10 protein-coding genes are annotated in these 13,973 nt (G+C 38.5%); 9 read left to right on the top strand and 1 reads right to left on the bottom strand.

The genetic code is table 11. The features are described 5' to 3' along the window. Window positions 1-100 precede the first annotated feature (100 nt). The 5 genes from porK (at window position 101) to LB465_RS12680 (ending at window position 5,836) form a co-directional block, all read left to right on the top strand. Window positions 101-1,465 (top strand): T9SS ring complex lipoprotein PorK/GldK, encoded by a 1,365-nt coding sequence (porK, locus tag LB465_RS12700; RefSeq protein ID WP_224470240.1) that lies wholly within the window; start codon window positions 101-103, stop codon window positions 1,463-1,465. 47 nt (window positions 1,466-1,512) lie between these two features. After that, the gene (porL, locus tag LB465_RS12695) at window positions 1,513-2,175 is read left to right on the top strand and encodes a type IX secretion system motor protein PorL/GldL (protein WP_224470239.1); all 663 of its coding nucleotides are present in this window, start codon (window positions 1,513-1,515) and stop codon (window positions 2,173-2,175) included. Between the two features lie 54 nt (window positions 2,176-2,229). After that, complete coding sequence (gene porM, locus LB465_RS12690) at window positions 2,230-3,774, top strand: type IX secretion system motor protein PorM/GldM (protein WP_224470238.1); 1,545 nt, start codon at window positions 2,230-2,232, stop codon at window positions 3,772-3,774. Window positions 3,775-3,787: 13 nt separating this feature from the next. After that, on the top strand, window positions 3,788-4,681 hold the full coding sequence (gene porN / locus LB465_RS12685) for a type IX secretion system ring subunit PorN/GldN (RefSeq protein ID WP_224470237.1): 894 nt from the start codon (window positions 3,788-3,790) through the stop codon (window positions 4,679-4,681). Between the two features lie 99 nt (window positions 4,682-4,780). Continuing rightward, window positions 4,781-5,836: an NAD(P)/FAD-dependent oxidoreductase gene (locus LB465_RS12680; protein ID WP_224470236.1), complete on the top strand. Its 1,056-nt coding sequence runs from the start codon at window positions 4,781-4,783 to the stop codon at window positions 5,834-5,836. On the opposite strand, the gene LB465_RS12675 is transcribed toward LB465_RS12680, so the two are convergent. Continuing rightward, a complete protein-coding gene (locus LB465_RS12675; RefSeq protein WP_224470235.1) occupies window positions 5,833-6,219 on the bottom strand; it encodes a DUF983 domain-containing protein in 387 nt (128 codons plus the stop codon). The two genes, LB465_RS12680 and LB465_RS12675, sit on opposite strands and share 4 nt — an antisense overlap. 107 nt (window positions 6,220-6,326) lie before the next feature. On the opposite strand from LB465_RS12675, the gene LB465_RS12670 reads away from it, so the two are divergent. From LB465_RS12670 to LB465_RS12655, 4 genes are read left to right on the top strand one after another with little or no spacing between them, the layout of a single operon-like run. Beyond that, complete coding sequence (locus LB465_RS12670) at window positions 6,327-8,246, top strand: ABC-F family ATP-binding cassette domain-containing protein (protein ID WP_224470234.1); 1,920 nt, start codon at window positions 6,327-6,329, stop codon at window positions 8,244-8,246. 60 nt (window positions 8,247-8,306) lie between these two features. After that, the gene (locus LB465_RS12665) at window positions 8,307-9,449 is read left to right on the top strand and encodes an efflux RND transporter periplasmic adaptor subunit (protein ID WP_224470233.1); all 1,143 of its coding nucleotides are present in this window, start codon (window positions 8,307-8,309) and stop codon (window positions 9,447-9,449) included. Beyond that, a complete protein-coding gene (locus tag LB465_RS12660) occupies window positions 9,446-12,643 on the top strand; it encodes an efflux RND transporter permease subunit (RefSeq protein WP_224470232.1) in 3,198 nt (1,065 codons plus the stop codon). Before LB465_RS12665 ends, LB465_RS12660 begins: the two co-directional genes overlap by 4 nt. Beyond that, window positions 12,636-13,970: a TolC family protein gene (locus tag LB465_RS12655; protein WP_224470231.1), complete on the top strand. Its 1,335-nt coding sequence runs from the start codon at window positions 12,636-12,638 to the stop codon at window positions 13,968-13,970. The genes LB465_RS12660 and LB465_RS12655 overlap by 8 nt, the downstream gene beginning before the upstream one ends. The last annotated feature ends 3 nt before the right edge of the window (window positions 13,971-13,973 follow it).

Below are 13,973 nucleotides of genomic sequence, written 5' to 3'. Positions count from 1 at the left end.
TCTTGGTATTTACTGTATTTTTACCTAAAATATTGTTTTTTAAAAAATAATTAGATAGGTTTACTGCCGTAAATTGAGATGTCTTAACCTAAGAGAAACTATGAAGAAATTTATTTCGCTAATAGCTGTTCTAGCCTTGCTTTCAAGCTGTGGGCGTGGAGATCGTGGACAGCTGGTTGGTGCGAAAGGGGAGAAGTGGAATCCGGAGAAACCGCTTGGGATGACATTAATTCCGGGGGGTGCGTTTATTATGGGTAAGTCTGATGATGATATCGCAGGCCAGCGTAATGCACCACCAAAAACGGTGACCGTGCGTTCTTTCTATATGGATGAAACCGAAATTACTAATGCCGAATACCGCCAGTTTGTAAATGATGTTAAGGATTCTATTGTTAGAACTGAATTAGCTATTATGGCTGAAAATATGGGCGAAACTGATGGCTCAGGCGGGATTGGAGAGTATGCTTTTATGGATGCCGATGAAGGTGACATGACGCCTTATGAGGAGTATATGCTTAATACCTACGGACAGGGAGGTCCATCTGATACTTATGAGAACCGTCGTTTAAATAAAGATATTGATATTATTTGGGACACCGAAGATTATCCTGATGTGTATTATGCTGAGGTGATGGATATGATGTATATCCCAATGGACGAGGTTTATAACGGCCAGCGTACTATAGACGTTGAGAAATTAAAATTCACATATACCTGGATGGATATTCAGGGTGCTGCCAAGCAACAAGGTGATAGAAGTGAGTATATAAGAAGAGAAGAAATTCCTGTGTATCCCGATACTACTGTATGGATAAGGGATTTCAACTATTCATATAACGAGCCTATGCATAATGATTACTTCTGGCATAGTGCTTTTGACGATTATCCGGTGGTAGGAGTTACCTGGAAACAGGCAAGAGCTTTTACACAATGGAGAACTTTATATCACAATTACTACCGAAGAGAAAAAGGAGAACACAATGTGCCTTCTTACCGTTTGCCAACCGAGGGTGAATGGGAGTATGCCGCCCGTGGTGGTCTTGAAGGTGCTACTTATCCATGGGGAGGACCTTATGCCAAAAACGATCGTGGATGTTTCATGGCAAATTTCAAACCATTAAGAGGAGATTATGCAGCAGACCAGGCATTATATACAGTAGAGGCAAAATCTTACGATCCTAATGACTACGGGTTATATAATATGGCCGGTAATGTGGGAGAATGGGTAGATTCGTCTTACGATCCTGCTTCTTACGAGTATATGTCTTCAATGAACCCTACAGTGAACAATCCCGATGATATGCGAAAAGTAGTTCGGGGAGGATCCTGGAAGGATGTAGCTTATTTCCTTCAGGTGAGCTCAAGAGATTACGAATATGCAGATTCAGCAAGAAGCTATATTGGCTTTAGAACTGTTCAGGATTACCTCGGAACAGATGTTACCCTAAATCAACCTAACAGATAATTAACAACCTATTTAACCAGTAGAAAATCTAAATCTATTTTATTATTATGGCAAAATCAAATTCAACTAAGAGAATAACTAACATGGTGTACGGTTTAGGTGCATCAGTTGTAATATTAGGTGCACTTTTTAAAATTATGCACTGGCCATTTGCAAACCCTATGCTTATTGCAGGTCTTGTAGTGGAAGCTTTTGTATTCGCATACTCTGCTTTTGAACCAACAGACGACGATCTTGACTGGTCTTTAGTTTATCCTGAATTAGCCGGTGGGCAGGGAAGTCGCCGTAGCGCAACGGTGATTGAGGATGAAAAAGAGACTCAGGGACAGCTGTCTAAGAAACTTGACGAAATGCTTAAAGAAGCTAAGATAGATGCTAATTTAATGAGCAGTCTTGGAGATAGCATTCGTAATTTTGAAGGTGCTGCAAAAGGTATTGCACCTACCGTAGACGCTATGGCATCACAGAAGAAATACAGCGAAGAGCTTACTACAGCTGCAACGCAAATGGAAACATTGAATAATATTTATAAGGCTCAGGTAGAATCAGCTTCACGTCAGGCAGAAATCAACCAGGAGGTTGCAGAGAATGCCGGTAAGTTAAACCAGGAAATGGGATCTCTTGCAGCTAACCTTAGTTCTTTAAACGGAGTTTATGGAGGTATGCTTACTGCTATGAACGGTACGCGCAGTAGCATGGCGACTAATTAGTAAAAACATTACCCCTGAAAACCTAAATTATTAAAGAACAAAACTAATTAGCATATGGCGTCTGGAAAACAAACCCCAAGACAGAAGATGATTAACCTGATGTATCTGGTTTTCATCGCGATGATGGCACTAAATATGTCTAAGGAAGTATTAACAGCTTTCGGTCAAATGAATGAAGACCTGGAAGAATCTAATGCTACTACATCTCAACGTAACGATATGGCAATGGCTGGTTTAGCCGCTAAAGCCGAAGAACAACCCGCAAAATATGAAGAATTAGAAGCCAAAGCCGAACAAATAGGCACTCTTTCTGATAATCTTTATACTACTGTTGGTAACCTTAAAGAAGAATTATTAGCCGATTTTGAGGCTGAAGATAGAAGCAATTATGAAGCTATGGATCGCTCTGATAAGTTAGACAACTTATTTTTTGCGAGCGGTAGGGTAACTCCAAGAGGAGAAGAATTTGTTGCTGCTATAGACAATTATAGAAATGAAGTACTTTCTATTCTAGGAGGTGGTTTTCCACAAATTAGAAGTGAGGTAGCTAAGGATTTTTCTACTGAAGAAGTAACTAATAACGAAAACGTAACCAAGCCCTGGTTAATGTATAATTATCAAGGGTTTCCGTTAATTGCTTCTCTAACAAAACTAACGCAGATACAAACTGATGTTAGAAATACTGAAAACGATATTTTATCTTCAATGCTTGAAGGTCAGTTGCAAAGTGATGTTTCTTTAACTAATTATCAGGCGATAGTAGTTCCAGATAAAACTGCTTTCTTTAGTGGTGAAAACTTTACAGGTAAAGTTGTTCTTGGCCGTGTAGATCCCACTTTAAAGTTTGAGAATGTTACTATAAACGGTAATGAAGTAGAAAGTACACAAGCTGGACAGGTTATGTTAGATTTCCCTGCGGGAAATGTGGGAGAGAAAGAGATTAATGGAGAGCTTCAGTTTAAAGAAGGAGATTCAATTGTAAGAATACCAATTAGCAGTTCTTACGCGGTAATTCCTAAGCCAAATTCAGCGGTTATTTCAGCCGATAAAATGAATGTACTTTATCGTGGGGTTCAAAACCCAATGACGATCTCTATTCCTGGAGTTGGAAGTGTTAGTGCGCAGGCACCTGGACTTTCACCGGCTGGTGGTGCAGGACAATATGTTATGAATGTTACTAATTTACAGGCCAGAGAGGTTTCTATTAATGTAAGCGGTAAGTTACCTGATGGTGAAACTGTTTCAGACAGTAAAACTTTTAGAATTAAAGATATTCCTCAACCTGTTGGAACAGTAAGAGGTGAAAACGGTTCGGTGCAAATGCAACGTAATAGCTTAGAAATTGCTACTATTAGTGCAAGCCTTCCAGATTTTGACTTTAACCTAGATCTTAATGTAACAGGATTTAGCTTTAAAGTTCCCGGACAACCTACAATAAGAATTAATGGAAGTAGATTAGATGACAGAGCGAAAGCGGCCTTAAGAAGAGCTGGAAGAGGAGAAAGCGTAACTATTTTTGATATTCAGGCAGGCATTTCCGGTAATTCCAGTTACAAGCTTAAAAAGGTAGCTCCGGTTATTGTGGAGTTGACAAATTAATAAAATTAAGAAGATGAGTTGGAGAGGATTTTTATTAAATGCTTTGGTGTTGGCTTATACAGTAGCATCTTACGGGCAAACAAACATTCTAAATGCTAAAGACCCCGAGGATATTGGTAAGAAAACCCAAGCCCAGATTCAAAGTGACATCAATGATAAACCACTTGAATATGGTTACGTTGAAGATCGTGATATTTTATGGTCTAAAACTGTCTGGGAAAAAATAGATCTTGATGAACGGGTTAATTTCCCGTTGTATTATCCAATAGACACCAATAATATTGGTGACAATCGTCGTGCCCTATATGATGTTTTGGTTTCAGCTATTAAAAGTGGTGAAATTCAAAATATTTATGCCGATTCTTATTTTACTGAAAAACGAACTCTAAAAGATATTCAGGCTACGTTATCTAAAGTAGATACTACAGATCTTGGGATTGAGCAGTATAATGCCGGTGAACAAGTAGACCAGCAATTTATTGATCGAAGAGATCTTGGCGCTGCAGATATTGCTGCGTATCATATTCGTGGTATGTGGTATTTTGATAAACGTATGGCCGAATTGAAATACAGATTACTCGGGATTGCACCTGTAGCTCCCGATGTTAACTTTATAGATTCTGGACAAACCGATCTTGTTGAACTTTTTTGGGTATGGTTTCCTGATGCCAGAGATATTTTACACGAGAATAAAGCCTATACCGGTACTAGTTCTGCACAAACAGTTACTTTTGATCATCTGCTGAATTCGAGAAGATTTGATGCAATGATTTATAAAGAGGATAACGTTTATGGCGATCGTGAAGTAGATGAATATATTGTAGACAATGCGTTTATGGAACTTTTAGAGGCCCAGCGTATAAAAGAACAAATAAGAAACTTTGAGCTGGATATGTGGAATTACTAATTTCAGGAAGTTTCAAAATTAAGTAGAAAAGCGTTCCCAATGGAGCGCTTTTTTTATTTTTAGGATACAGGTTAATCTATAAATTTTTACTTTTAAACTATGTTAGATTATATAGTAGTTGGATTAGGTTTGAGCGGAATCGCAATAAGCCGCAGACTTGAAGAAAGAGATAAGAAATTTGTAGTTTTTGAAGATAATTCTCAAAAATCTTCTCTGGTTGCCGGCGGATTATTCAATCCGGTAATTCTTAAACGTTTTACGCTGGCCTGGAATGCAAATGAACAAATGAAAATCGCTATTCCGTTTTATAAAGAAATGGAGACACTATTGCAGGCTAAGATTGTTTACCCTTTAGCTATTTATAGAAAATTCTTTTCGGCTGAAGAGCAAAATAACTGGTTTGAAGCTGCCGATATACCCTTACTTTCAGAATATTTAGATACTAAACTGGTTAAAGATATCAACGCTAATATTCCTTCCGAATTTTCTTTTGGACGAGTTCGGCAAACAGGGGTGATCGATACTGATGTTCTCGTAAAAGAGTACCGAAATTATTTAGAAAATAATGACAAAATTCAATTTGAAAGATTCGATTATAATGCTCTCCAGATTAATGAAGATTCAGTAAGTTATAATGGGATTTCAGCAAAGCAGATCATCTTTTGTGAAGGTTTTGGAATGCAGTATAACTCATACTTTAATTACCTTCCGCTGCGCGGAAATAAAGGGGAATACATAACAATTTATTCAGAAGAATTACAGCTCGAAGAAGCGGTTAAATCATCGGTTTTTATTATTCCGTTAGGTAATAATTTGTATAAGGTTGGCGCGACCTATAATAACCAGGAAAAAGATCCACAGCCGAGTAAAGAAGCGAGGGAAGAATTAGAAAAGAAAATAGAAAAACTTATCACTTGCAAATTTGAAGTGGTAGATCAGTCGGCGGGAATTAGGCCTGCCAGTAAAGATCGGAAGCCGATGTTAGGAAGGCATCCAAAATATAAAAATCTTTATTGCTGCAATGGCTTTGGAAGTCGGGGTGTACTCATTTCCCCAATGATTTCAGAGCAATTAATTTCATTTATTGAGGGTGACGCGCAGCTTCCACAGGAGATAGATTTACAAAGGTTCAGTAAGAAACATTATCCGGCTTAACTTTTACCTGCATTAGGCTTATAATGCAAAAAGAAATTAATCCAAATATTTCGGGAAAGTCTTACAATTATTGGCATAAAGACAACCAGTGTTCCTATAATGGCCCAAAAGGAAGTCATTAAGCCACCGCCAAGAAAATAATAGGCAATTACAAAGGCAGCTACGGCAAAAGCAATTCCCACCGCATAGCTTACATACATAGCTCCAAAAAAGAAAGAAGGTTCTATTTTATATTTTGTTCCGCAATTAGAACAGTGCTCGTGCATGTCAAAAATACGTCCTAATTTATAAGGATTACTTTCCAGATACATACTCTCTTCGTGGCATACAGGGCAAGATCCTGTAAGGATACTATAAAATTTGGTTCCTTTTAAAAATTCCATAATTGATACTCAAGGGGTTATAAGTTTTGTTAAGGCTTTAGATTGGGAGCAAACATATTTTTTTCACGTTGTAAATTTAGGCATATTTGCAAAAATAAAATCTACAAATGCTTAATATTCATAATCTCTCTGTTTCTTTTGGCGGAGAATATCTTTTTGAGGAAATAACCTTTAGACTTGGTGCCGGAGATCGCGTGGGACTAATAGGAAAGAATGGTGCCGGAAAATCTACAATGCTTAAAATTCTTGCCGGAGAGCAGGAATATGATGGGGGCCAGATTGCCCGTGATAAAGAACTGAATATTGGTTTTTTAAAGCAGGATATAGATTTTGAACAGGGCCGCAGTGTTTTGGAAGAAGCGCAACAGGCATTTGTTGAAATAAAGAAACTTGAAAAGCAAATTGATGAAATAAATCATCAATTAGCTACCCGCACCGATTACGAAAGTGAGTCTTACACACAACTTATTCAGGATTTAAGCGAAATCACGCATACCTACGAAATAATTGGCGGTTATAATTATGAAGGCGATACCGAAAAGGTACTGCTTGGGCTGGGTTTTCAGCGAGAACAATTTGATAAACTTACCGAAACTTTTTCAGGAGGTTGGAGAATGCGTATAGAACTGGCAAAGCTCTTACTTCAAAATAACGATATTCTTCTTCTGGATGAGCCTACCAACCACCTGGATATTGAAAGTATTATCTGGCTGGAGAATTTCCTGAATAATTATTCGGGTTGTGTGATAATTGTTTCTCACGATAAAATGTTCCTTGATAATGTAACGAACAGGACGATAGAGATTTCGCTTGGTCAAATTTACGATTTCAATAAGCCATATTCAAAATACCTCGTGCTTAGGGAGGAGTTGAGAGAACAGCAACTCGCTGCTCAAAAAAATCAACAAAGGGAGATTGAGCAAACCGAAAAGCTTATCGATAAATTCCGGGCAAAAGCTTCAAAAGCCTCTATGGCGCAGTCGCTTATCAAAAAACTGGATAAAATAGATCGTATTGAAGTAGATGAAGATGATAATGCGGTGATGAATGTGAGTTTCCCAATTTCTATTCAACCGGGGAAAGTGGTGATAGAAGCTGAGGGAATTGGCAAAGCTTATGGTGATAATCAGGTTTTAAAAAATATAGATCTTTTAATTGAACGCGGAAGTAAAATTGCCTTTGTAGGCCAAAATGGTCAGGGTAAGACCACGCTTGCTAAAATTATAATAGATGAAATTCCTTACGAAGGAAATTTAAAACTCGGTCACAATGTTCAGTTAGGATATTTTGCACAAAATCAAGCCGATTACCTGGATGGTGAGAAAACCGTTCTTGATATTATGATCGATTCCGCCAATGAAAAGAACCGAAGTAAGGTTCGTGACATGTTGGGTTCTTTTCTCTTTAGAGGGGATGAGGTTGGGAAGAAGGTGAAAGTGCTCTCTGGAGGCGAAAGAAACCGCCTGGCGCTTTGTAAATTGATGCTACAGCCTTTCAACGTGCTTATAATGGATGAGCCTACCAATCACCTGGATATTAAATCTAAGAACGTACTAAAAGAAGCTTTGAACAGGTTTGAAGGAACTTTAATAATTGTTTCTCACGACAGGGATTTCCTCCAGGGACTTGGGAATAAAGTTTATGAGTTTAAGGATACCAAAATTAAGGAATATCTTGGCGATATAAATTACTTTTTGGAGCAGCGTAAATTAGAAGATATGCGCAGCGTAGAGAAAAGGGACAAAGCCGCCAAAGTACAAAAAGATGCTGCCAGTTCTAACAACAAAAAAGCATATAAAGACCAAAAGAAATTAAAATCTTTAAAAAATAAATTAAGCAATACCGAATCTAAAATAACCAAGCTTGAGAAAGATTTGGAAACCCGGGATATGGAATTAGCTACAAATTATGATGAAGTTTCTGCGAAACCCGGGTATATGGATAAGTATAAAAGCAAAAAGAAAGAATTGAATTCCCTAATGAAAGAATGGGAAGAAATTCAGGAAAATCTGGATAGTCTGGCTTAAACAATTCATATAATTTCAACTTCAAATTAAACCAAAAGGGCAAATAGATGTCCTACACACATGGATAAACGCAAAATCATTCTTTCCATTCTTGGAGTCTTACTTATTGTGCTGGCCGTTTTTGGTGCAAAAGCAATTATTGACAGTAATGTAAAAGAGGTGCCAGAGAACACCAAAGTAGTAAAAAATGTGTTTGTAGAAACCGTTGAAAACCGAAAGGTGCCTATTGTGGTTCCCGCTAATGGAAGTGTCACTGCACTTAAAAAATTGGAACTTTTTTCTGAAGTTGAAGGAATTTTTCAGGGTAGTAGTAAAGCTTTTCGCCCGGGACAGCGCTATAATCGAGGCCAGGTGCTTTTAAGGATTAATTCAGAAGAGTATACTGCAAGTGTACGTTCGGCTAAAAGTGAATTGTTCAATAATATCACTTCCATAATGCCAGATCTTAGAATGGATTATCCAGATTCTTTTCAGAAATGGCAGGATTACCTCAATAATTTTGATGTAAACAGTACGACGAAACCTTTACCGGAGTCAGATTCAGATAAAGAGAAATATTTTATTACCGGCCGCGGAATTCAATCGGCTTATTATGAAATAAAAAACCTGGAAGAACGACTTCGAAAGTTCAATATCATAGCTCCATTTGATGGTGTTTTAACGGAAGCAGCCGTTAACCCGGGAACTTTGGTAAGACCCGGTCAAAAACTGGGAGAATTTATAGATCCTTCGGTTTATGAACTCGAAGTAGCCGTTGGAAAAAAGTTTTCAGATTTACTGAAAATCGGAGAGAATGTAGCCTTACAAGATCTTGATGGGAATCAAACATATAGCGGTACAGTGAGCAGAATAAATGCCAGGGTAGACCGTGCCTCACAAACCATTCAGGTTTTTATAAGAATTGAAGATCCCAACATTCGGGAAGGAATGTACCTTGAAGCTAAATTAGATGCCCGCGATGAGGAAAATGCGATAGAAATTGCAAGGGAATTGCTAATAGATCGCTCTAAAGTTTACGTGGTAAGAGACAGTTTGCTGGTTTTAGAAGAGATTAATCCTGTTTATTTTTCCAGCAATAAAGTGGTGATAAAAGGTCTTGAAGATGGTGAAAAACTTGTTTCAGCTCCCGTTCCTGGTGCTCATCCGGGGATGAAAGTGCAAATACAGGAGCAGGAAGACACTGATAAAGCCGAGGAATTTTGAGAAAATTAATCAGTTATTTTATAAAATATGAGGTAGCCGTAAATGTGGTGATCCTCGCTTTTGTAATCTTCGGTCTGGTAGGCGTGTTCAGTTTAAACTCTTCCTTTTTTCCTTTAGAAGACTCACGCATAATTAACATCAATGTAAACTACCCAGGTTCAGCTCCAGAGGAGATTGAAGAAGGAATTATTCTAAAAATTGAAGATAACCTTAAAGGCCTGGTGGGTATAGAAAGGGTTACATCTACAGCGCGCGAAAGTGGAGGTTCAATTACTGTAGAAATTGAGCAGGACGAAGATATAGATGTCATGCTCACCGAAGTGAAAAACGCGGTAGATCGTGTGCCTACTTTTCCTGGTGGAATGGAGCCTTTAGTGGTTTCAAAGCAAGAAAGAGTAAGGCCTTCTATTAGTTTTGCCATTAGCGGTGATGATGTGCCACTGGTAACGCTGAAACGTATTAGCGAGCAAGTTGAAAACGATCTAAGACAGCTTGACGGGATTTCGCAAATTGAAATTTCAGGATTTCCTGAAGAGGAAATTGAAATCGCGGTTAGCCAGGATGATCTTTTAGCTTATAATTTAACCTTCGAAGAAGTTGCCAGGACGGTTGGTGCAGCAAATATTTTAAGTACAGGCGGAACCATTAAAACCGAAGCTGAAGATTACCTGATTAGAGCAAACAGCCGTAGTTATTACGCTGATGCTTTAAATGATTTGGTAATAAGATCTACAGCCACCGGGCAAACCACCCGATTAAGTGATGTTGCAGAAGTTCGGGATCAATTTGGGGAGACTTCTAACTCTTCCTATTTCAATGGAAATATTGCTGTAAATGTTGCGATAAGTAATACGAATAACGAAGACCTTTTATCTGCAGCAAAAAAGGTAAAAGCTTATATAAAAGATTACAACGCAAAAAGCAGTAATATTCGCTTAGATGTTGTTTCAGACTCATCAATTACATTAAGTCAAAGAACCCAGCTACTTTTGGAAAATGGTGCGATGGGAATATTTCTTGTTTTGTTGTTCCTCTCGATTTTCTTAAATACCAGATTGGCATTTTGGGTAGCTTTTGGGCTTCCAATTGCTTTTCTGGGGATGTTTATGTTCGCGGGGCAGTTTGGAGTAACAATTAATGTTTTATCTCTATTCGGGATGATTATCGTAATAGGGATTCTGGTAGATGATGGTATTGTAATTGGTGAAAACATTTATCAGCATTACGAAATGGGGAAAACTCCCGTTCAGGCAGCCTTAGATGGTACTATGGAAGTGATTCCGCCAATTATATCTGCTATCTTAACTACGGTTCTGGCCTTTTCTACATTCTTGTTTTTAGATAGTAGAATTGGTGAATTCTTTGGAGAAGTCTCCACCGTCGTCATCCTTACTTTAGTGGTTTCATTGGTAGAAGCACTTATTATTTTACCGGCCCACATTGCCCATTCAAAAGCATTACAAGCTAGAAATGCTGAAGAAGATAAAAAGAAAAAAGGCCTTGCAAAGCTCTTTGTTAAGATGCGGGTAATAAACCGCGGCGGAGATCGTGTTATGAGTTACCTGAGGGATAAATCTTATAGCCCGGTTCTAAAGTTTGTGCTTAGACAACAAATGCTGGCTTTAGGTATTTTGGTTGCTGTTTTAATTCTCACTTTTGGAGCTATTGGCGGTAACTGGATTAGGATAACCTTATTTCCAAGTATTGCCAGTGACCGCGTTAGTATAGATCTTTTAATGGCTGAAGGTGTTAATCCCGAGAGAACAGATTCCATTATCTCTATGGTTGAAGATGCTGCCTGGCGCGTAAATGAAGATTTTAGCAGCCGCCAAAGCGGTGATCAAGATGTAGTAGAGAATATCATAAAACGAGTTGGCCCCGGTAATAACAAAGCTTCGTTACAGGTAAATTTACTGCCCGGGGAAGAAAGAGATTTTGGTTCTCCAGAAATCACTAATGCCATTCGAGATGAAGTAGGCCCGGTCTTTGGCGTAGAAAACCTCACTTTTGGGTCTGGAGGTAATTTTGGAGGAGATCCTGTTTCAGTTTCATTGCTAGGGAATAACCTTCAGGAACTGGAAGCTGCAAAAGAAGAATTAAAAGAAAATTTTGAAAATAATCCGCTTTTAAAGGATGTAAAAGATAACGATCCGCAGGGAATAAAAGAGATCAATATTAAACTGAAAGAAAGCGCTTATGCGTTAGGTCTTGATCTTAGTGAAGTGATGCGCCAGGTTAGAAACGGTTTTTTTGGAACTCCGGTGCAGCGTTTTCAGCGTGGCCAGGATGAAATTAGGGTTTGGGTGCGCTACGATCTTGAAAATCGTTCTTCCATAAACGATTTAGACGATATGCGTTTAACTACCCCAGATGGAAACCGTGTTCCGTTTAATGAAATCGCCAATTATGAAATTGTACGTGGTACCGAATCTATAAGTCACTTAGACGGACTTCGGGAAATTAGGGTGAGTGCAGATATGGAAGATCCCAACGGAAGTTCTACCGAGATTCTCGCAGATATCAGAAGTAACGTAATGCCCGATTTACTTGCAAAATATCCCAGTTTATCGGTTTCTTATGAAGGGCAAAACAGGGAAGCCAACAAATTAACCGATTCCGCTAAGGGAGTATTACCGGTTGTTTTATTCCTTATTTATGCGGTAATTGCTTTTACTTTCAGAAGTTACAGTCAGCCATTATTATTAATGATAATGATTCCTTTCAGTATAATTGGCGTGGCTTGGGGGCACTGGATTCACGATTTCCCGGTAAATGTACTTTCAGCATTAGGAATTATTGCCCTGGTAGGAATTATGGTAAACGATGGGCTGGTGCTTATAAGTAAATTCAACGGAAACCTGCGGGATGGCATGAAGTTTAACGATGCGCTTTACGAGGCTGGCCGGGCAAGATTCAGGGCTATATTTTTAACTTCGCTTACCACTATTGCGGGAATGGCACCTTTACTCCTGGAAAAAAGCAGACAGGCGCAATTTTTAAAACCAATGGCAATTTCTATTTCATACGGAATCGCTATCGCTACGGTGCTCACCTTACTACTTTTACCATTGCTCCTTTCTATAAGCAATAATATTAAAGTGGGCGGAAAATGGCTTGCTAGCGGAAATAGAGTGACTAATGAAGAAGTAGAACGAGCTATTAAAGAACAAAAAGAAGAAAAAGCACATGGTTAGATTAGGTAATTTAATACTTGTTGCCGCTATTTTTTGTGTGATTAACGTTATCGCGCAGGAAGAAAATGTTTTAACCAAGGAAGAAGCTATAGCGCTTGCATTAGAGCGTAACTATGGTATTGAAATGGCAAACAATGATGTCGAGATTGCAGAAAATAATAAGAGCATTCTCAATTCTGGTTATTTACCGTCGGTAACCGGGAGGGCAGGCGCCGGGTACGATCTTAATGACAGGCTTACAGAACCCGAAGAAGGCGAAACCTTAGATCAGCAAGGTATAGAGAGCAATTCTTATAATGCTTCTGTTAATGTTGATTACACATTATTTGATGGTTTAGGGAGATACTACAACTATAAAAGCTTAAAGGAACAATACGATTTATCTAAACTGCAGGCAAGGGAAACTATAGAGAATACGATGCTGCAATTATTATCGGTCTATTATGAAATTGCACGGCTAACCGAGAATGTTGAAGTATTGAAAGATGTTTTGGAAACTTCAAAAGATCGTGTTACGAGGGCGCAGTATCAATTTGATTATGGGCAAAGCAATAACCTGGTGGTTCTTAATGCCAGGGTAGATGTGAATAATGATAGTGTAACACTGCTTCAAACACGCCAGCAACTAGATAATACCAAGCGGGATCTAAATGTGTTAGTTGATCGCCAGATAAGCGATAAGAATTTTGAGGTAGATACCACGGTGAATTTTATTCCGAAGTTACAATTGGAAGCTTATATAGATGAAGCCGAAGCCAATAATGTATCCCTGCTTCAACTTGATAGAAACCTTGCAATCACAGAGTACGATATTAAAATCAGTAAATCTGGTTACCTGCCAACTATAGATCTTAATGGATCTTATGGATGGAATTTTAATCGAAGCGCAGCAACAGCTTTCTTTCCGGGGAGCAGACAAACTACCGATGGTATTTCGGGAGGGGTAAGCTTAACCTGGAATCTTTTTGATGGCGGAACTACTTCGGTACAGATTCAGAATGCTAAAATAACCCATGAAAATCGGGAGTTACAAAAGAAACAGGTAGCCCTGGGAATTAGAAGGGATATCGCCAACGCTCTTGGAAATTATGAGAATAGGTTGTATATCTATCGGGTTCAGGAGGAAAATGTAGCAACCAACCAGGATAATTTTGAACGTTCACGCGAGCAATTTAACCTTGGAAGAATTACTTCAATTGAATTTAGACAGGCGCAGGTGAATTTGTTGGATGCAAGAACGAGTCTTAATCTTGCGAAATACGATGCAAAAATTGCTGAATTGGAGTTGTTACAGCTCACCGGCCAATTGTTGAATATTGAATTATAGATT

It is taken from the genome of Salegentibacter lacus, assembly GCF_020164555.1.
GTDB classification, from domain to species: Bacteria; Bacteroidota; Bacteroidia; order Flavobacteriales; family Flavobacteriaceae; genus Salegentibacter; species Salegentibacter lacus.
The sequence above is the reverse complement of the archived record's forward strand: the minus strand, read 5'-3'. Positions and strand labels throughout refer to the sequence as shown.

Bases quoted from the DNA above. Each gene is read 5' to 3' on its own strand.
- porL (WP_224470239.1), top strand. From the start codon at position 1,513: ATGGCAAAATCAAATTCAACTAAGAGAATAACTAACATGGTGTACGGT.
- porN (WP_224470237.1), top strand. From the start codon at position 3,788: ATGAGTTGGAGAGGATTTTTATTAAATGCTTTGGTGTTGGCTTATACA.
- porM (WP_224470238.1), top strand. From the start codon at position 2,230: ATGGCGTCTGGAAAACAAACCCCAAGACAGAAGATGATTAACCTGATG.
- porK (WP_224470240.1), top strand. From the start codon at position 101: ATGAAGAAATTTATTTCGCTAATAGCTGTTCTAGCCTTGCTTTCAAGC.
- LB465_RS12680 (WP_224470236.1), top strand. From the start codon at position 4,781: ATGTTAGATTATATAGTAGTTGGATTAGGTTTGAGCGGAATCGCAATA.
- LB465_RS12665 (WP_224470233.1), top strand. From the start codon at position 8,307: ATGGATAAACGCAAAATCATTCTTTCCATTCTTGGAGTCTTACTTATT.
- LB465_RS12670 (WP_224470234.1), top strand. From the start codon at position 6,327: ATGCTTAATATTCATAATCTCTCTGTTTCTTTTGGCGGAGAATATCTT.
- LB465_RS12655 (WP_224470231.1), top strand. From the start codon at position 12,636: ATGGTTAGATTAGGTAATTTAATACTTGTTGCCGCTATTTTTTGTGTG.
- LB465_RS12675 (WP_224470235.1), bottom strand. From the start codon at position 6,219: ATGGAATTTTTAAAAGGAACCAAATTTTATAGTATCCTTACAGGATCT.